This is a genomic window from Alkaliphilus hydrothermalis (assembly GCF_016908555.1).
In the GTDB taxonomy this organism is placed as follows: domain Bacteria; phylum Bacillota; class Clostridia; order Peptostreptococcales; family Natronincolaceae; genus Alkaliphilus; species Alkaliphilus hydrothermalis.
Genome location: NZ_JAFBEE010000008.1, coordinates 31549 through 50980, shown reverse-complemented (window position 1 = coordinate 50980; position 19432 = coordinate 31549). Strand labels below are relative to the sequence as shown.

15 protein-coding genes are annotated in these 19432 nt (G+C 34.8%); 3 read left to right on the top strand and 12 right to left on the bottom strand.

What is annotated here, in order from left to right:
- Nucleotides 1-60: 60 nt before the first annotated feature.
- The gene (locus JOC73_RS07500) at nucleotides 61-543 is read right to left on the bottom strand and encodes a ribonuclease H-like YkuK family protein (RefSeq protein WP_204401684.1); all 483 of its coding nucleotides are present in this window, start codon (nucleotides 541-543) and stop codon (nucleotides 61-63) included.
- Nucleotides 544-877: 334 nt separating this feature from the next.
- Between JOC73_RS07500 and JOC73_RS07495 the strand changes: the two genes are divergently transcribed.
- The gene (locus tag JOC73_RS07495; RefSeq protein ID WP_204401682.1) at nucleotides 878-1831 is read left to right on the top strand and encodes a CAP domain-containing protein; all 954 of its coding nucleotides are present in this window, start codon (nucleotides 878-880) and stop codon (nucleotides 1829-1831) included.
- Nucleotides 1832-1907: 76 nt separating this feature from the next.
- On the opposite strand, the gene JOC73_RS07490 is transcribed toward JOC73_RS07495, so the two are convergent.
- From JOC73_RS07490 to JOC73_RS07480, 3 genes are all read right to left on the bottom strand, one after another.
- Nucleotides 1908-2771 (bottom strand): nitroreductase family protein, encoded by an 864-nt coding sequence (locus tag JOC73_RS07490; protein WP_204401680.1) that lies wholly within the window; start codon nucleotides 2769-2771, stop codon nucleotides 1908-1910.
- Nucleotides 2772-2878: 107 nt separating this feature from the next.
- Nucleotides 2879-3034, bottom strand: a complete 156-nt coding sequence (locus JOC73_RS07485; RefSeq protein WP_204401678.1) for a hypothetical protein — start codon at nucleotides 3032-3034, stop codon at nucleotides 2879-2881.
- A gap of 166 nt (nucleotides 3035-3200) precedes the next feature.
- The gene (locus tag JOC73_RS07480; protein ID WP_204401676.1) at nucleotides 3201-4469 is read right to left on the bottom strand and encodes a hypothetical protein; all 1269 of its coding nucleotides are present in this window, start codon (nucleotides 4467-4469) and stop codon (nucleotides 3201-3203) included.
- A 281-nt stretch (nucleotides 4470-4750) separates the two neighbouring features.
- On the opposite strand from JOC73_RS07480, the gene JOC73_RS07475 reads away from it, so the two are divergent.
- Nucleotides 4751-5443 carry a DUF975 family protein gene (locus tag JOC73_RS07475; protein WP_204401674.1) on the top strand — a complete coding sequence of 231 codons (693 nt, stop codon included), beginning with the start codon at nucleotides 4751-4753 and terminating at the stop codon, nucleotides 5441-5443.
- 78 nt (nucleotides 5444-5521) lie between these two features.
- Here JOC73_RS07475 and JOC73_RS07470 read toward each other — a convergent pair whose 3' ends face one another.
- The 5 genes from JOC73_RS07470 to JOC73_RS07450 all read right to left on the bottom strand — a co-directional run bounded on the left by JOC73_RS07470 (nucleotide 5522) and on the right by JOC73_RS07450 (nucleotide 14344).
- Nucleotides 5522-6682: a CheR family methyltransferase gene (locus tag JOC73_RS07470; protein WP_204401672.1), complete on the bottom strand. Its 1161-nt coding sequence runs from the start codon at nucleotides 6680-6682 to the stop codon at nucleotides 5522-5524.
- 13 nt (nucleotides 6683-6695) lie between these two features.
- Entirely contained in the window at nucleotides 6696-10238 is a 3543-nt protein-coding gene (locus JOC73_RS07465; RefSeq protein WP_204401670.1) for a response regulator, read from the bottom strand.
- 26 nt (nucleotides 10239-10264) lie between these two features.
- Nucleotides 10265-11557: a hybrid sensor histidine kinase/response regulator gene (locus tag JOC73_RS07460; protein WP_207755070.1), complete on the bottom strand. Its 1293-nt coding sequence runs from the start codon at nucleotides 11555-11557 to the stop codon at nucleotides 10265-10267.
- A gap of 594 nt (nucleotides 11558-12151) precedes the next feature.
- Nucleotides 12152-13684 carry an FAD-dependent oxidoreductase gene (locus JOC73_RS07455; RefSeq protein WP_204401668.1) on the bottom strand — a complete coding sequence of 511 codons (1533 nt, stop codon included), beginning with the start codon at nucleotides 13682-13684 and terminating at the stop codon, nucleotides 12152-12154.
- Nucleotides 13685-14158: 474 nt separating this feature from the next.
- Nucleotides 14159-14344 (bottom strand): hypothetical protein, encoded by a 186-nt coding sequence (locus JOC73_RS07450; protein WP_204401666.1) that lies wholly within the window; start codon nucleotides 14342-14344, stop codon nucleotides 14159-14161.
- Nucleotides 14345-14621: 277 nt separating this feature from the next.
- On the opposite strand from JOC73_RS07450, the gene JOC73_RS07445 reads away from it, so the two are divergent.
- On the top strand, nucleotides 14622-15308 hold the full coding sequence (locus tag JOC73_RS07445) for an IS110 family transposase (RefSeq protein WP_330613137.1): 687 nt from the start codon (nucleotides 14622-14624) through the stop codon (nucleotides 15306-15308).
- A gap of 137 nt (nucleotides 15309-15445) precedes the next feature.
- Here JOC73_RS07445 and JOC73_RS07440 read toward each other — a convergent pair whose 3' ends face one another.
- From JOC73_RS07440 to JOC73_RS07430, 3 genes are all read right to left on the bottom strand, one after another.
- Entirely contained in the window at nucleotides 15446-16777 is a 1332-nt protein-coding gene (locus JOC73_RS07440) for a helix-turn-helix domain-containing protein (RefSeq protein WP_204401664.1), read from the bottom strand.
- A 398-nt stretch (nucleotides 16778-17175) separates the two neighbouring features.
- On the bottom strand, nucleotides 17176-17628 hold the full coding sequence (locus JOC73_RS07435; protein WP_204401663.1) for a hypothetical protein: 453 nt from the start codon (nucleotides 17626-17628) through the stop codon (nucleotides 17176-17178).
- A 313-nt stretch (nucleotides 17629-17941) separates the two neighbouring features.
- Entirely contained in the window at nucleotides 17942-19219 is a 1278-nt protein-coding gene (locus tag JOC73_RS07430; RefSeq protein ID WP_204401660.1) for an MFS transporter, read from the bottom strand.
- Between the last annotated feature and the right edge of the window lie 213 nt (nucleotides 19220-19432).

Here is a 19432-nt window from a genome sequence, read left to right as displayed (position 1 = left end):
TAAAAAATCCCCAGTTCTATGGAGTAAAGTCCTAAGACTGGGGTTTTATTACTTTATTTTTTATCCAACGCGACTACCTCTCTTTGAAATCTTATCGGCTATTCCTGATGAAGTATAGGAATCGGGTTTCATACAACATTTAAAACCTAATCCCATTACCCACCCAACGATTTCTTTGATTAAATGTTTTGTTTCCCCATGCTCACCAATATCAATATGAACCTCCAGTGGAGCATCTATTTCGTTGTCATTTAAAAACTTTACAAGCTCATTTGCCAGCTCTATGCTGGATTGTGTTTCCATAAGTATTTTTTGTCTTAGGTTTTTAACTTTTTTAACTTTCTTTATATCATAAAAAAAAATGCCTCCCTTGGTCTTTCGTACAAGGGTGATTACTGAAACGATTTTAGTAATATTACCAATATTTTGTGAATCCGTTCCTACAGAAATTACATAATCAGCTGTTGAGTCCTTCTTCGTATACTCCTTAATTTTCCTACAAGCCTCTTCAAAAGTTAATTCTCCATAGGTTATGCTTCTCATATAATGCACCTCCAGGTCTATTGGTTCCTTTGGTGAATTGGTAAGAGTGTAAACTCTTTTTATTATTATATTATATGCAGAAGGTGCAATTTCATTTAAAAATGTATAATATTACTTTGTAAATATTATGAAAACTTTTCATCAAAAACCCATATTTCTATCACAATTATGATTTTAAGCAAGCTAGAGATTCCAGCTCAGAGCTTTTAACCAGGTTAAAGTTGTATTTACATAATTTAACACCTATTTATGAATATATATTTCTCTTAAATTACTAATAATATATTTAGGATTCTTTTTGTTCAAAAATATCATATCAAATGGAGGCTACAATATGAAAAAAAAATATTTATTGTTACTTATTTTATGTCTCTCTTTGATCTCCTGTAGAAGTCCACAACAACGACCTCTAGAGGAAGATCATAACAATGGGCAGATGGAAACAAACCAATCATCCATCTTTAGAGTGGCGCCTGTTCAATACTGTGAAATTGTCGTTGATTCTGCTGAGGTAAAGAATGGTATTGGAATTGATTTTAATACCATTGCAAAGCTGCAACGTAATGATGTCGTTAAGGTATTGGATGAAGTTGGTGATCGTTACGTTGTTCAGATGAAGGACAATCGGATAGGTAGTATTGATACAAATAGTGCAAAACCAGTGATTAGAGAAGATGCACCTCAACAAGAGCCGATTGTAAGAAAGCCTGAACCAACGACACCTGATGCTGACATTATTCCCCCAGAAAATGACGGAAACATCGCTGATCGATTTGTTCCACCAGATACGCTTACACCCGATGATGAGCCAGACTTATATAGACCAACTCCACAGGAAAGAGAAACAACACCCAATGTTGATGATAATACTCCCCAAGATAGGGCAGAAGGTCCCACTGGCGACATACAGAGTCAAGCCCTACAAATGGTGGATCTAGTTAATCAAGAAAGGGCTAAAAATGGATTGCCTACCCTTTCAATCGATCAAGAAGTTGCCAGAGTAGCAGGGATTAAATCTCAAGATATGGTTGACCAAAATTACTTTAGTCACTACTCTCCTACCTATGGTAGTCCTTTTGAAATGTTGGACAGCTTTGGGGTAGAATATATTGTAGCAGGAGAAAACTTAGCTGGTAATTCTTCTGTATCTGCTGCCCATACAGCATTAATGAACTCCAGTGGTCACAGACAAAACATTCTGCATCCAGATTTTACTCATATAGGCATAGGTGTACGTCGTAGTCCCCGTTATGGCTACGTATATACTCAAATGTTCATAAAGAAGTAAGTTTTTGCTTAATAATTAAAAACCAACCTATTTAGTTAGGTTGGTTTTTAATTGCAAAATATATAGGCACTTAATTTTATTCTTCTATCCAACTAACTACATATTCAGCCCCTTCATTTACCTCTGGTTTTACATCCTTTAATACCCTCCAGCCACCTTTAATACCAGCCTCCACTACAGTCATTTCAAAATGACACATGGCAATCCCTATATCTATCCTTTGAATATTAAATCCTAATCCCTTTCCATAACCCTTTGTTGGATGAAGAAATAAATTCCATACATTACCATTTTTTACCATTCTCCAAGGTTGCTTGTTTGAAGCGGAAGGAGCTAACCGTACCATCTCCAGTGCCGTCTTATATTCCCCTGCCTCTATTGGGTCTAAAGGGTGTTTAAAGGACTTATCAAAAAATAATTCGCTCCAATCCTTTCTTTTATTAGATCCAGCGAGAAATCTCATGGTAGTATCTACAAAAGTTTTCTTGTCTGCTTCATATCCTATAGGTGAAACAATGGGGAGTGCTTCTTCGTCTGTTAATCCTGCTAATTTTTCAAAACTACTCTTTTTAAATGTTCCCCCTAGCCAACAGCTTGCCAATCCAAGGGAAGTTCCATATAAAAGTGCTTTTTCAAATGTATATCCTAAATCCTCTAAAGCTTTTTCTCCCGTCCCCATAATGCCTAAAAGGTAAGTCTTTGATCCTTTTATAACTCCATATGTACCTATCTTTCCATCCTTTTCTTTGTCAATATAATCGTCATGAATTACTTTAAATCGTACTTTTGTGTTGAAGGGGGCTTTGTATTTACTAATCTCATCAATTATTTTTTCTTCTTCTTCTTTTAATACTTTCTCCCCTCTATAGCTCCTCACAGATGTTCTTCTCTTAATAATCTCTGTAATCGGTTCATCAAAAAATTGATTTATATTTCTCATCATAAATCCTCCCCTATATGTTATATATTCATCTTATCAAAACAGAAGACAAAATAAAAACCTGTATGATTTATGAAATACAGGTTCTTATGCGTGACTTATTCGAATTATATTTCCTTTGGACTACAAAGCCTCTTGGATTCATTAGCAGTACGACCGCAGCTCTTACAAACATACTCAGGATTCTTGATGAGCTTTATATATTTTTCAAAATTCTCTTTCACGCCGCCATTTTTTACAATCTTGCACAGGGTTTTAGCCATTTTCTGTATTGTCCTCCTCTAATGAAACAATTTCTATGTTATCTTTTATACCCCATTAGACTTTTTTTACTCTTAAACATCGTTGGTACCACCTAATTTTTTCTGCTTTAGGTCAATATTTGGACTACATTCCTCCGTAAAGTCCGTCAGCCGTCAAATTGCTTGACTAGGACTCTTCTCTTCTAAAAAGGGGTCTTTGCACCAGGCCATTACAAATTCTATGGAGGTCTTTGGAGGAAAGACTATTTTGAAATTTTTTCTTCATCTTCTTATAATAACCGAATCTCAGCATTGAATATTGTTCAACTTCCTTAATATACCTTCTACTATATAGCTTTTGATTTTTAGAAATCGCTTCAAAAATCATAATCCTACAGCTTTCATAGATTACATTCCTTAATTTCAGTTTATCGGCTGAATCTAATGCCGTCCGATTAATTAAAACTTCATCAATAAACCAAAACAGCTTATTGGTCAAACGGTCTAGGGGATATTTGAAGGCAATTTGAGAAAAGAGGGTCATATGCCCATTTCTATGATCCTCCACTACATCCTGCAGGTCATCAATTAGCTGTAAAAATACACCATACCCGAACATAAAATAGGCTTCCTGTTCTGATAAATGTCCCTTTACTAAATACCCATCCGTCAATACTGATGCACCTCCTTTTTCAAAGGTAATACCAATGATGTTTTTCTCATTGGGGAGGCTGGCTTGCCGTTGTTGTATTAGACTTTTTTCTTGAGCAGTATGGATGGATAGCAATGCATCAAATACCTGTTTGTATTTATCTCGGGGAAATTGACCCTCAATTTTTTTAACTAACTCATACACCTTGTCTTCGTTCTGATTTGTAGCCCCAATAGGCTCGCCTACCAACCATTTTCTAAATCGATTATTAAAGGCAATCTTATCCTCCACCTGTATATTAGCATTATCTAGATAATTATCGCTATAGGGATATAGCATGCTATAGGCGAAAACAGAAGGAGTAAGGGCTACCTCTTGATTTAGCAAAATCTGAATACTATTCATAATCCAGACATTTCTAATGGCTTGGAAAACATCATAAATATCCATCTGGGGATCAAACTCATTTGCTTCATTTACAAAACCCTCTGTAACTCGTGAATAACCTTTTTGAGCAAAGAAATCAATACAACTATTCTCGTAACCTACAATGTTACTCTCCATCGTCTTTATAATAGAAAGTAAACTGGTACTCCAGCCGTTATCTACTTGGTTAGTATCCATTTCCTTTAATTTTTTAGTTAGCTCTTTCCTAAATCTCTCCAGCTTTCTTTCGTTTCTATACTGGTTTATTAGATTAATTCTATTCTTAAAGTCTGGAAAACAAGCCCTTGTGTCCCACCAAATCTCCAAATATTCATTGGTCAAACTAACACTTTCTTTATTGTTAAAGTCTAAATTCATCATAATTCCCCCAACAGAACATTCCATCCCCCAATAAACGTCCTAGTTTTTTTAAATATTACCATGCCCTTCTATATTTTTATACGCCCCTCCATTATAAAAGTCTGCTGAATTTCCTATTTTATCATCATCTTTTTGCTGAAATGACAATATAATAGTTTTGAGTTATTTGTAGAATAATTTCACTTTATTTAAATTATTTTACATGCCCTATATAGAGGTTATTCCACATAAATGTAGAATAACCTTAGTAAACATTATAAATTTAAGGAGGAAATTCAATGGATATGCATCCCTCAATGATTAAGGAAAATTCCCAGATTAGAAAAGAGGCGAGATCACAATTAAAAGGTAATTGGTTAATGGCTATTCTAGTATATTTTGTATATGGTATTATTACTGGTTTACCAGGAGCAATTCCGTTACTAGGTCCCATCATAAGTATTGTACTTGTGGGTCCTTTGATGTTGGGAGCTACCTCGTGTTTTCTTAGTCTAGTCAGAAAAAATCACTTCGATTTTGAAGAACTCTTCGATGGGTTTAACAATTTCGTGCCAGCTTTTTTAGTTTATCTCATTCAAGGAATTTTTATCTTTTTATGGTCTTTACTACTAATTATACCAGGAATTATTGCTTCCCTTAGCTATTCTATGTCCTTTTTTATCCTTCATGACAATCCCCAAATGAGTGCTATGGATTGCATCCGTGCCAGTAAAGCAATGATGAAGGGTTTTAAATTTAAGTTGTTCTGTCTATATTTTACTATTGTTGGACCCGTTATGCTGGCTATTATTGTACTGATTTTTACAGTCAGTCTCATAATCTCCTCCATTAATGCACCTATTCTAGCCATTATTTTTGCGATCATTGTAGGTCTTGGATCTATAGTGGCAAGTCTTTTCTTAATGCCTTATCTGTACAATTCAGTGGCAAACTTCTATGAAAATTTAAAAGAAAATCAAATGCAAAAATAAATTTTTGTTAGCAAGATTTATACTTAAAAAGCAATATGATTCTTATCATATTGCTTTTTCTATTTTCTAATCCAGCCATTAGATACACTTATCCCTTGGTTTGAATATTTTTTTATCCTGTTCCAAATAACTGGAAAAGCTATCAGGTCCTTCATTGCTGAAAACTCCCTCACTCTTCCCAAGAACAAGAAACCCATTGGCATCTAAAGAATGATAGAAATTTTGCAAAATACTTTTCTGTAGGGATACGTCTAAATAAATTAATACATTCCTACAAAAGATTAATTGAAACTCATTTAAAATACCACTACCAACTAAACTGTGCTGAAAGAACAAAATCCTTTCCTTCAGAGATTTATCAATCTCAACGTAGCTCCCTTTAACTTTAAAATTTTCCATAAAGCTTCCCTTTCCCTTTGCTAATCGGTAATTCTCAATATTCTTATCTATACCAGCTAAGGGATACAGTCCATTAATCGCTTCTTGTATCACATAGGGATTGATATCAGTTGCATAAATTTGTGCTTTATTCAACATCCCTAGCTCTTTTAATAATATTGCAATAGAATAGGGTTCTTGCCCTGTTGAACAACCTGCACACCATATTTTTATATGGGGAAACGAATCAAGATCAGGAAGAATTTTCTCCTTTACCACCACAAAAACTTCAGGATCTCTAAAAAACTCTGTGATATTTACTGATAAATCAATAAATAGTTGCTCAAATAAATCTTCATTGTTTAATATATTTTGCTTAAAATCATGAAAGCTTATAACCCCTTGCCGTACCATTGAAATCTTTATTCTCCGTATAATACTATCTATTTGATAGTCCGTATAGTCATATCCGTAGCATTGATTAATCTCTTGTAAAAACTCAATTACCTCTTTTTTATCCAATTGACTATTTTTTAATCTTTCTTTTTCAACAGTAGCCTTCTGATTGGGGGGAGTTTTTTGTTGAATCAATTTGCAATGGAGACCTAACTTGCATAGGTAGGAATAGAGGTAAGGCTTTAAAACATATATGAAACAGCCCCTCTCCCGTTGCAACTTGTGGAACTCCATCACTACTGCTTTCTTAATCATAGTGATATCTAAAATAGTAATTCTAATATTCTCCAATTTATCTATGTGCAGGTGGTATTTTAGGATTTCAACATCAGTATCACTTTCTATTTCTCCACCTATCGTTATTTCTTTGTTTCCTTTTCCATCATAGTGTACATCAATTTCCATCAAATCTTCTCCTTCAAGACCTTTTGTCAATCCAAGCCTTTACTAATCTTATAAGTACATCATAGTCCACTGGCTTTGAGATATAGTCATTGGCCCCCGCTAAAATGCATTTTGCCTTATCTTCCTTTAATGTCTTAGCAGTGATTGCAATTATAGGAATGTCCTTTAGATCCTCATCCTTTCGCATTGCCTTAATTGTTTCAAGCCCATTCATAACTGGCATCATAATATCCATTAGAACTAGGTCTACTTTATTTTCTTGTAGGAGGGATAGTGCAACCTCTCCATTCTCTGCCTCTAGTATATCTGCCCCATATTCTTCTAATGCTGTCGCTAATACAAATATATTTCTCGAATCGTCATCTACAATTAATATTCTTTTTTCTTGTATTCTCAAAGAATGTTCAATATTTGTTTTTGACATTAAATATTGAGACTTTAACACTCTTTTTTTAATATTATGGAGAAATAAAGTTACTTCATCAATTAACCTCTTATCTGAATTAGCTGTTTTTACAATGATACTATCTGCATATTCTCTAATTTTTTTTTCCTGCTCTATAGTCAATTCTTTACCAGTGTAAATAATTACTGGAACTTCTAGCTCTTTTTGCTCTAAATAATGACAAATCCTAATACCCTTGTCATCCTCTAGTTCTAAATCTAAAATGATTACATCGTAGTTCTCCTTGTCCAGCATTTTTTTTGCATTTTGAACAGTTTCAACACCTGTTATCATAACCTTTTGGTCCTTTAATAGAGTCTCCACAAGTTTTCTTTTGAGAACATTGTCTATCATTAATAGTACTTTTTTAGGATATTTTTCTTTAAAGCTCATAAGCTTTCCTATAATCTCTAATAATTCAACCTTATCTACTGGTTTTTCTTGATAGCCTATCGCTCCCAGTTTTTGTGGAATATTATTTTTGTTACAAGAGGATATGATATGTACTGGTATACCCATAAATTCTGGAATCTCCTTAATCTCCCTCAAAATATCAATTCCATTAACATCTGGTAATATCAAGTCTAATAAAATGCCATCAACTTGATGATTGTGAAGCAGATTGATACCTTCTCTACCATCCTTGGCCACTAGGGTTTTAAACCCTACCCCTTCGCTAATTTCTTTAATATACGCTGCAAAATGTGGGTCATCTTCAATAATCAGAATCACTTTGTCTCCTTCAGGAATTTGAACTCCATCAACTGTCGCTGCCGATTCCATTAGCCCAGAAGTGTAACCATCCGCTTCCTCAGCATGTTGGTTTATTGCATTATCTAAATGTAATGTGAAGTCACTCCCCTTATAAGGAGTACTTTCCACCGTAATATACCCCTGTATAAGTTCTGCTAACTTTTTAGAAATAGACAGGCCTAATCCAGTTCCTTCAAAGCAACGGCAAATCGAACCATCCCCCTGTTGGAACTCCTCAAATATACTGGCCAAGTTTTCTTGTGAAATGCCTATTCCTGTATCTGTGACTGAGAATTTAACTGAATTTTTCTTTTCTGGACTATGATAAATACTTAAATTGACAGTACCCTTTTCAGTAAACTTGATGGCATTCGATATCAAATTCCGAAGGATTTGAGATATTTTATGTCGATCTGCCACTATGAAGGTATTTAAAGAATCCGTCACCTTAAATTGAATCTTCTTTTCTTCAGCTATTTTCTCAAATAGCAGTCTCAACTCCTTCACTAACTCATTGGAGTGGAATTCTACATTATTGATATCTACCTTTCCCGCTTCAATCTTGGATAAGTCTAGAATGTCATTAATCAAGCGTAATAGTTCTTTTCCTGAATTATTGATGACCTCTACCTTTTCCAAGTCTTCGTTTACAAGATGATTTTTATTATTCATCAATAATCTAGATAATAAAATAATTGAATTTAAAGGCGTTCTTAATTCATGGGACATGTTTGCTAAAAACTCTGACTTATATCTATTACCCATTTCAAGTTGCTGAGAGTATTTAACTAACTCTTCCTTTGACTTTTCTAGTTCTACATTCTTCATATTCAACAGACCCGATTGTTGCTCTAATATCTGCTGATGTTCTTCTAACTCAGCATTGGACTGTTGTAGCTCTGCCGTCTGTCTTTGGAGTAATTCCTGTTGTTCTTCTAGTTCCGCATTTGTCTGCTGTAGCTCTGCCGTTTGTTTTTGTAATTGTTCCTGTTGTTCCTCTAATACAGCATTAGCCTTTTGCAACTCATGAGCTGTCACTTCTACTTCCCTTTGGGCTTCTTCCGATACCACCAATAAATCCATGATTTCTTGATTTTGCAGAGAGGAATATAAATTTGTTGTAATAATCCTTGCTGCTTGATTTAAGAACTCTAACTTTGGAGCATCAAACTCTTCAAAAGAAGCAAGTTCCATGACACCATACAAAGCACCCTCCTTCACCAGTGGGAAAGTGTACGTATTCATAGGCTCTCCTTGATATACACCGGTTACAATTCGCTCTTTCATAGGATTAATATTACGTAGAAGGATGGGCTTTCTCTCAATCGCAACTTGTCCTACTACCCCTTCTCCTAGTTCATATTCGCTGGATAGTATCTCCCTTTCTGTAAATGCATAGGATCCCTTAAGCTGGAGCAGATTTAATTCTCTATTGTAGAGGTAAAATGCTCCTTTTCCAGCTCCCATGGTCCTTGCAATGCAATTTAATCCCTTCTCAATTATTACGTTTAATAATTGGTCTCCTGAAACAACTTCATTCAACTTATTTTGAACATCCTTAATCCAAAACTGAGTATTGAGCTTGTCAACAAGCATATTATAATATTTAGCGATAGAAGCCATTTCATCTTTTCCATCAAGATGAACTTTTTGTAGATTATTACTTTCAATGCTCTTATTCATGGCTTCTACAAGGGTGTTGATGGGACCTAAAATGCTACGGATGATAAAAATAAAGAAAATCGAGAGAAGAAAAGATAAAATTAATACTAAAATAGTAACAGTTGATTTAAGGCCCTGTTCTATTTCATAAACATTCTCAATAAGTCCACGGGCCCTTTCTTGAGACATATTTTCTACCGCAACTAACTTTTTTAACATTGAATCTACAAAATCGGTATTAATTCCTTGAGTCATATCTGTTGCTTCTTGGTCTCTATCTAACAAAGATAGCCGAATCACCTCATCATGATTCCCTCGCCATCTTAAGAAATCTCGCCTAACTTCCTCCGCCTTCTCCTTTGTTTCCTGAGCCACTGTATGTTCACTTATAAAGTCCAGTTTATCTAAAACATCATTATTGAGAATGTCAACTTCTATCTTTGATTGATTAATGTCATGCTCATTTTCATGTAAAATCAATTCCCGCATTTCTCTTTGGATTTTAATAATATTTACTCTAATCTCAGTAGCCGCATTAGATACCTTCAATGGGTCGTTGTACAAATCTTCAGTCACTGCTGATAATTCATTCATTTCAGTAATGGTGAATATGCCAAAGGTTACAAATACGCCTATTGATAAAATCAATGCTAAGACTAGCCTGTTAAAAATATTTAGATTTAAAAATGCCTTCACTACTTCCCCCCCTCTATGTAGATAATCTAAAATATATTATCTAAGAAATATATATCTGAAAACTCAACATGTATTTTTTGTATAACACTTTCTTCGGACCTATAGGAAGAAACAAGATCTTCTTTTATAAGGTCTTCGTTATGTTTTAAATCAATGGGGATTTCAATAAAAAATTCAGTCCCCATCTGATATTGACTTTGAACATATATTCTCCCCTTATGCATTTCAACTAAGGATTTTACAAGACTTAGACCAATTCCACTTCCCTCATGCTTTCTGGTCAATAGCTCGTCCACCTGCTTGAAGCGTTGGAATATAAGGGGTATTTTCTCTTCAGTAATACCGATACCAGTATCCTTTACTGATATTCTGATATTCTGTTCCAGTCGTTCTAACTTGACATGGATTCTACCACCTTTAGGAGTAAATTTAATGGCATTCGCCAGCAAATTAAGCATAATTCTTTCCATTGCATCTAAATCACACTCAATCATTTCCACTTGAACATTAGCCTCAAAGGTAAGTTTAATTCCCTTGTCCTCTACGTATTCCCCCACTGATAAAGTAATCGCCTCTACAATACCAACGATATTACACCTACTAATACTAAGGTCAAAATGTCCAGAATCAATTTTTGTGATGTCAATTAAGTTGTTTACTAACCGCAATAGTCGATAACAGTTCTGTACCTGCTTATCAACCTTTTGACTAATTTTTCTTCTGTCTATTTCATCGTCCTGCAAATATAGCTTTAGCATCTGAGTAATACTCATAATTATATTTAATGGCGTCCTAAACTCATGGGATACATTAGCTAAGAAGGTTGATTTAGACTCACTGGCTGCCTCTGCCTCCTCCTTAGCCTTTTTTAACTCCTCCACCTGCTGATTAACTTTATCCTCCAACATAAGATTCATAGCTCTTTCTTTCTCAATCAACTTAAGATAAACATTAACTCGATTGATGAGTTGATACTCATCAATGGGCTTAGTTAAGTAATCTACAGCTCCTACCTCAAAACCCCTTTTCTTGAACTCATCTCCTAAATAGGAAGCAGTCAAAAACACTATAGGAATATCTTTTGTTTTTCTTCTTTGCTTGATTAGCGAAGCAAGTTCAAATCCGTCCATTTCTTCCATTTGAATATCTAATATTATTAAGTCTACTTTATTTCTTATTAGCTTTTGAAGCGCTACTTGTCCACAGTCTGCTTCCAAAACTGTAGCATCAATATACTCCTCTATTAAGTTTCTTAGTGAGAACAAATTGTTATGATTATCATCCACTATTAATATTGAATATGCAGTATTTCTGATCATCCCCATCCCACTTCCTACCATTTTTTAGTTTTAGTTACTTTCAACTCCCATTGAGTTATGATGCATTTCACAATTTCATTACTTTAATTTTACACTATTATCTTAAATTGTCAATTTTACCAGTGCAAATAAATAGTATTTGGGGTTATTCTTGATAAACAAGTCATTTTCCTCCCTGTGGAAAAACAATAATAAAAAACTCAGGCAATAAAGGATATTAAATAAAAATTCCTATCCCTCTCCTGAGCTTTATAGTTGACTTAACTAATTTTCGCTTGTAAAATTGTTAATCAAACGACTAAGTAAGTCATTGCTTATAAATAAATTTCTATTGATATATATTTTTACTCCTTCCCTTTCATATAACAGAAATTTTTCTACTGTTTGTGGCTTTCCCATCTCAACGGATGGTGTCATATATGTGCCTCAGCAGGTTTGAATACCCTCTTGATTAATTGTAATGCACTCTTCTTTATTTTTATTTAAATATATTTTTAGCTTTTCTAAAGCTTGATCCATAAACTGTCACCTCCAACTCATCACTACTATATTCTACCTACAATAATATAGTAAGCTGTTATTGGAAAAATGTTACTACTTATATTTTTTTAAAGGCTTTACTGCAGGTCCTTCTACAATATCTCCCCCATAGGTAAATCTAGAACCATGACAAGGACAATCCCATGAGGTATCGGCATCGTTCCAAGTCAACTCACAACCTAAGTGGGTACATGTCGTATCCACAAGATGAAGCTCACCCTTTGTATCTCGATAGGCTCCAATCCTTTTTCCATCTATACTGATGACCTTTCCTTCATTTGGTTTGATATCTTCATCAATTTCAGGAGGAATCACCTTTCCTGCAACAAAATTGATGGCTACATCTATATTTTCTTTGAAGAACTTTGGTGTGGAAGCTACAGGCGTAAACCGTGATGGATTGTATAATTCACTCCAAGAATGTTCTCCCTTTATTACTATGTCCTTTAGCATCATGGCGGCAACAGTGCTGGAGGTCATTCCCCATTTTCTAAAGCCTGTAGCCACATAGACATTGGGGGTTGTCACCGACAGCTGACCGATATAGGGTACTTCATCCATTGTCACACAATCATGGGCTGCCCATCTATACAATACATCTTCAACAGTGAAGGTTTGATAAGCAAAATCCCTTAGATTATTGTAATGAAACATTGTACTCTTTCCATGCCCTGTTTTATGGTGTTCTCCAGCAACTAGTATCAGGTCTCTGTCCCCATACCTTTGGGATCGTAGGGATCTACCGGGGTCTTCTGCTGTGATATACATTCCTTTAGGGAATTGTTCTTTAATGGTAACTGCTACAATATAGGACCGCTCTGGATAGACGCTGGCAAAGTAGAGACCTGGTTTGTCATAGAAGGGATAGTGGGAGGCGACGATTACCTTCTTAGCCCTCACCTTATGACCCTTTTCAGTAATAACAGTGGGAGAGTCTTCATCTTCTATATCTACTGCTCTAGTATTTTCAAATATATAGCTGCCATCCCCAGGAATATCCTTTGCAAGGGCTAGCAAATACTTGCGGGGATGAAACTGAGCTTGATTATCAAATCTCATAGCAGCTTTAACATCAAAGGGGAGAGGAATATCTTCTAAGTATTCAGCTGGGATCCCTAAAGAGGATGCAGTTTTTGCTTCATTATATATCTTTTGAACATACTCATCTGACTGGGTATATACATAGGCTGGTTGCCATTGAAAATCACAGTTGATTTTTTTCTCTTCTATCAGTCCATGAATCATTCTAATGGCAGACTCATTAGCATCAGCATGGATTTGTGCTTTTTCTTTCCCCATCTTATTCCTTATCTTGTCGTAAATTAATCCATGTTGAGAGGTTATCTTGGCAGTTGTATGGGCTGTAGTCCCCTGTAAAATACCATCGGCTTCAATAATTGCTACCCTTACACCCTCCTGCTTTAGTAAATAAGCAGTCGTAATACCCGCCATACCTCCTCCTACAATGGCTACATCCACCTGCATGTCTTCCTTCAAAGTTGGATAATCTGTCTTGTCAGTAGAGACTATCCAATAGGATTGGGGATTTACTTTTAAAATGTCCTCATTTCCACTTCTGTCCTTCATTTTAATCCTCCTAATATTTGCTTTGTTGTTTCGGGTTTTAAAAGTATTATTTTGAATAACATTGTTTATAAAAACACTGTCTTTAAAGATTAGTTACGATCAATCCCTACGTGATTTTGATTTGCTTATATTTACAGTGTTTTTATTTTCTGTTTTTTAGGTGAAAATTATGATATGAAATTTTCAAAATATAAAGTGTAGCGAAGGATTTTGTGGGGAAGTTTGGTTGCTAGAGTATCATTTGAAGCCTTATTCGGGGTTGAATGTGCTGATAAAAAAAACAGCGGTGGAGGACTAATGAGCTGTTGAGATGCGGCTATTTGAAATTATGGTGGTATGGTTAGTGTTTTGAAAGAATGGTTGGAGTAAGTTTATTCTAAAAAAGAAAACCCCTTTTCATCAAGGAGTTTTTATGTATGCTTCTAATTTAATATTGAATGATATACTGTACATCTCGGTACAAAGCAATGCTTCTTAATCTCTCTTCGGAATCGGCTCACCTAAAGTAGTGTATCCTCCATCATTTGAGTTGCTTGTGTCAATGATACTATTTGCCGCTACAATCCCAGTATTCACCACAAGCATAGTTAGTACTAATGTTATTGCTAAGAGCCTTTTAACCTTCTTCATATTTATAACCATTCCTTTCGCTTCGCTCAAGGCACAAAACGTAATGAAATGTATTGGCTTTGAGCTATATTTTTATTATCCTAAAGTCATAGGGATATACAGTTAACTACAAATCACGTGGAGGCGAGTGGGCTGCTTCAACTTGTTTGGAGTGACCGTATTTTTATATGTGTAGATTGTCTTTTCAAGCACAAATAAGTGTGCCACTAGAGCACGTAGACTTATCTTTGTATAACATTACTCGTTTATTGCTAGACAATCAGTCAATGCTGTCTATCTCTATAATTCTTTGAAAGGAGTTTTCCCTATGGCTTTAAAAATTGTTTACCCAATTTGTTGCGGTATTGATGTCCACAAAACTTTTGTTGTTGCTTGTATTGCTTCAACTATTAAAGGTGTCACCACCTATAAACGCCATCGCTTTTCTACCTATACCAAAGGTCTGAATCAGCTGTCACAATGCCTTTATGAAAATAACTGTTCTGATGTTTGTATGGAATTTATAAAATATTGGATGCCCATCTTCAATATACTTGAAGATTCCTGCAATATTACCTTAGCTCATCCTAAATATGTCAAAGCAATCCGTGGGAAAAAAACTGATAAGAAGGATGCCAAATGGATTGCTGATTTATTTAAGCATGATCTTGTAGCAGGAAGTTTCATGCCTCCTCCTTGTATTAGACAATTGCGTGAACTTATGCGCTATCGCTTTAAATTAACTAACTTTATGTCTAGCGAAAAAAATCGTCTTCAAAATTGTCTAACTGTATCTAATATTCAGCTTGGTAATGTTGTTTCAGATACCTTTGGGATAAGCTCTATAAATATTATTGAGAAACTTTTAGAGAATCCACTAGATACCAGTTTTGACCTACAACACCTTATTCATGGCTCTATGAAGAAAAAACTTCCTGAACTGGAGCTTGCTAATGATGGGTTTATCACCCCCGAACAAGCTGAAAAACTTAGGGTGTTTAAGCAACATTCATGATCCCTTCTTAAGTTTTAATATCATACTTTTAAAAAGTCATCCCACGATGGCTTATTTGCCATGCTCATTTGCCTTTTAGGTGGTTCTACCTCCTTATTTCAGACTTCTTCCTCCCAATAATATATTGAGAAATATGTCTAATAGCTTAAGTGTTTTATTTGACGTATTTTAACAGCATACTCTGTAGCCTCTGTATAACTTCCTAGTCCATTGTATACTTCAATATAGTAGCTATACAAGTCGTAAAGTAATGGTTTTGCGACTCCACGAAAGACAAGTTTTTCAACTGAATTTAGTTGTTGTAAGGCTGAATTATAGTCCTTTAGCTTTATAAATACTTCCACATAAGCTAAACGAACTTTAATCATCATATGCTTTACAGATATCATATCCGCTAACTTTAGACCTTGTTCTAATAGAGTAGCCATCTCTTCATATTCCTCTTCTATATTATAACATGTTGATTGGTATAGATACAATTCTGGCAAATAATTAAGCGACACTTCATCCTTTAGCTTGAAAGCCTTTTCAAAATATTTCAATGCCTTAGTTTTATGACCTTGGTTACGATGTAGAAGTCCATAGTTTTCATATAAAAGATATAGAGTCTCGGCATCCAGTCTTTTGGCTTCATCTAATAGTGATTTATAGGTCTCCTCTGCTTTTCTCCAGTTCTCTATATCTCGATAAATATTTGCCTCGATCAGAGTGATTTGCTTAATATAAATTTTAAACTCTGGGTCGTCCCATTTTAAATTCCTAAAAAGATCTATATGGGTTAAAGCAACATCATAACGTTTTAACCGTTTATAGCACACAATCTGATTAAACATAGTTTGAGCTTTAATTTTGTCCTGATTATCAGTTGAATAAAACATAGCTGTATCAAAGCCTTTTTGATAATGGGCTATTGCATTTTCTAGCAGCATTTGCATTTGATATGTACTCCCAAGAAGATTGTAAACTCTAGCAATCTGCCCATATTCACGAACTTTGGTACTGTGATCCATTACATCTAGGTAATCCTTCAGGGCGTATTGATATTGGTAATTATCATAGTAGAAGTTACCCCTCAATATCTTTAGCTCTGCATACTCTTCTTCCAGCTTCCACTTTTGGGTCAAGTTCATTACTTTTTCAAAAGTATTTTGTACTAATGTCTCGTCTGCTCTACGAGAATTAATCGCCCTCCGTAGGTGGTCTAAATCCTTTGCTATTTCTTCCCGTATTGAATCTTCCTCTGTCTCCATTAGATACTCAGCCGTAATGTCCTGTCCCATCTTATGATAGTATCTATTTAAGCATTGGGCTATGATTTCTGCCGTCTGTAAAGTTAATGATCTCTTTCCCTGCTCAATCATGCTAATGAGACTTTTTGAAACAACATTTTCGGTGAGTTCTTCCTGTGATAATCCTATGGCTGTCCGTAGCTTCCTGATTTTTTCCCCAGCACTTAAAATCTCCTTCATTGATTCCTTAGCCCCTTCCGTCCTAACTCTATTCCTATATGTCAGTTAACTTTTCAAGTGTATTTTATAATTTGCAAAATTTAAATTGATTATAGTAGTGTTTACTATTTAATACTACATTAAAATTTGTTCTTTTTCAATAATTAATTTTGTAAATTATCAGGACTGAAACCAAGTGTTATGTTAATTTTCAAGACACATGGATATTTTTTTGTGTTTTTGTAACCCACAATTATTTGATATCGTTTAGAGGTGAGGAGATAAATTTATTTCAACTTTTTAAATGAATACATAGGGTGTTCGGTGGTGTAAACGCCTCTAGTTTACCACGTGAAATTATTACATAAATTACGATAAAATTTTATAAAAAAAATCTACACTTTTAGTAGATTCTCTTATCAATCAGTAATTAATTCCTTAAAGTACTCCAAATCAATTTTACTATCCACATACACAAATGTTGTAGACTTATCATCATATGGGTCTTGGAGAATGATGTAATCATCCCCTATCAAGTTAATAAAACAGTTAGGTTTATTAGGACTACCTACAAAGTGTACACTATAAGTAATGCCATCTTCGACTCTAAGTAAGCTACTCCATTTTACCTTTCTTCTGACTTTCTGTTCTGCTATGTAGTTATATATATCTTGTATTTGCTTCTGATCATGGATCTCGATTTGTTGAGACCGATTATTATTCATTTCATATTTAATAATATACAGACTATTAAAGTCTTCTTCCTTCATATAGTCCGTTAGATATCTCGGTCTATATCTATTTATTGTTAGTAGGAGTATTATGAGGGCTGTAGCGATTAGGATAAACCTATTTTTCTTTTTATTATTCATTACACGATTTCCCTCCTTCATCCTCATTTATATTCATATCATTATTTTATTATAATCGTCATTATCAACTAAGTTAATAGTCTCTTATAGGCCCAAACAATGCATTTCATTGAAATAATTATCAAACTGGCGTCTATAAGTTCCTCAAAAAAACCATTTCCAAAAATAATAGAGAAATTAAAATTATATCTCGATACTCTCATTCCAATTACTATAAATACGATCATAAAAAAATCCTCTAATAAAACCCCTCGATGTTTTCATATTATTCATCTTCCTTCGAACCTTTCACTTTAATAAAAGCAAGGAAATACTAAAGTATTTCCTTGCCTTGCAATCTTTCTACTTTTAATCCACTTCTCTTCCTTATAACCCCCACCACAAACACAACACTATATATCAACAATATCCCTGCCATAGCAGAAAAACCTGCATGTATAGTCAATCTGTCGGCGAAGTATCCAAAAATCATCCCAACAATGATGGTCAGTCCATTTAATACAAAGGAATTCACAGAGCTGATGGTGGACCGATATTCATCTGTTATATTGTTGTGGAGATATCCAACTGTGAGGGGTTGTGCCATTTCCATTATAGCAATAGCCATAATCAAATACACTACTTCCCAGCCGTGCCTAGCATTACCAAACATATACACAGCTATTGTAGATACTATTAATATACCTGCAAATACCGTATCATAGTTGTATTTCCCCTTTAGCTTTGGAGCTAAAACACTACTTGCCCCACCAAAGAGGGTAATGGCAAATGATACAAACCCAAACATATATATAGGTATCCCGATTTCTGGATAGATTAGAGAACTCATCTCATGGAGCTGACCATACAATACAGCTCCTGTTACTCCGCCATATAGTATGATATTGATCAAATGACGATTTTCTTTAATCACCTTTAGGGATTCTCTGATATGACTAAGTATCTGTGGGACATTAAAGTAATTGTTGTAGATTTTGTTACGGTTATTACTATTCCTACTGTTATTCTTGATATTCACCCTATGCTTCATAGGTTCATAGATTCTTAAACATATGATGATTGATAGAGGAGTCCCCAACAAGGATAGCCAATAGTTGGTGACTAGACCGTATTTGTGTCCAATATACCCTCCAGCAATACCTACAGTCCCATGGGCAACATATTTTAAGAGTTTCAACTGACCCCTGAGCTTTTCATATTCTTCTTGTCGATTCAGTTTACTTAAGGATTCATAAAGAATGGAATCCCATGTACCTGATTTCAAAGAACCTCCAATTGCTGCCCCTACAAAAGCAAGTACAAAAGTCTTAAAGTCATAGGCAAAGATACTAATAAAGAACTCGAAAAAACAAAACCCAATTCCCAAAGCCCAGACATATTTCCGCTTCCAATTATCCGCCAGTACACCACAGGGAACTTCTAGTACCAAGGTAATGACCGCGTATATAATGCCGATATATTGCATCTGTAGAACAGTGATTCCCCGCTCCAATGCAAACATTCGCTCTATCACATAGGCAAAGATGAGGGAGTTGAGAAACATAATAACGAATATCTTCTTTATATTTGATTCATATTTTTTAGCATCCATAAATTCTCCTCCAAATCGGTTAAGTTTAATTTGTATTTTTAAATCAACTTAACCCTGTGGGGAGGAGGTCGGGCTCATTAACAGCTACCTTTATTTCTAGTCATTGGGTTTCCCTCCTTTCTTATAAGCTTAATTAAGATTATTGCAATAAAAGCATCTAACTTTTTGGGCTAGATGCTAGAATTCAATAGTTGTTTTTGATTAAAGTTATGA

Bases quoted from the DNA above. Each gene is read 5' to 3' on its own strand.
- JOC73_RS07500 (WP_204401684.1), bottom strand. From the start codon at position 543: ATGAGAAGCATAACCTATGGAGAATTAACTTTTGAAGAGGCTTGTAGG.
- JOC73_RS07495 (WP_204401682.1), top strand. From the start codon at position 878: ATGAAAAAAAAATATTTATTGTTACTTATTTTATGTCTCTCTTTGATC.
- JOC73_RS07490 (WP_204401680.1), bottom strand. From the start codon at position 2,771: ATGAGAAATATAAATCAATTTTTTGATGAACCGATTACAGAGATTATT.
- JOC73_RS07485 (WP_204401678.1), bottom strand. From the start codon at position 3,034: ATGGCTAAAACCCTGTGCAAGATTGTAAAAAATGGCGGCGTGAAAGAG.
- JOC73_RS07480 (WP_204401676.1), bottom strand. From the start codon at position 4,469: ATGAATTTAGACTTTAACAATAAAGAAAGTGTTAGTTTGACCAATGAA.
- JOC73_RS07475 (WP_204401674.1), top strand. From the start codon at position 4,751: ATGGATATGCATCCCTCAATGATTAAGGAAAATTCCCAGATTAGAAAA.
- JOC73_RS07470 (WP_204401672.1), bottom strand. From the start codon at position 6,682: ATGGAAATTGATGTACACTATGATGGAAAAGGAAACAAAGAAATAACG.
- JOC73_RS07460 (WP_207755070.1), bottom strand. From the start codon at position 11,557: ATGATCAGAAATACTGCATATTCAATATTAATAGTGGATGATAATCAT.
- JOC73_RS07455 (WP_204401668.1), bottom strand. From the start codon at position 13,684: ATGAAGGACAGAAGTGGAAATGAGGACATTTTAAAAGTAAATCCCCAA.
- JOC73_RS07445 (WP_330613137.1), top strand. From the start codon at position 14,622: ATGGCTTTAAAAATTGTTTACCCAATTTGTTGCGGTATTGATGTCCAC.
- JOC73_RS07440 (WP_204401664.1), bottom strand. From the start codon at position 16,777: ATGAAGGAGATTTTAAGTGCTGGGGAAAAAATCAGGAAGCTACGGACA.
- JOC73_RS07435 (WP_204401663.1), bottom strand. From the start codon at position 17,628: ATGAATAATAAAAAGAAAAATAGGTTTATCCTAATCGCTACAGCCCTC.
- JOC73_RS07430 (WP_204401660.1), bottom strand. From the start codon at position 19,219: ATGGATGCTAAAAAATATGAATCAAATATAAAGAAGATATTCGTTATT.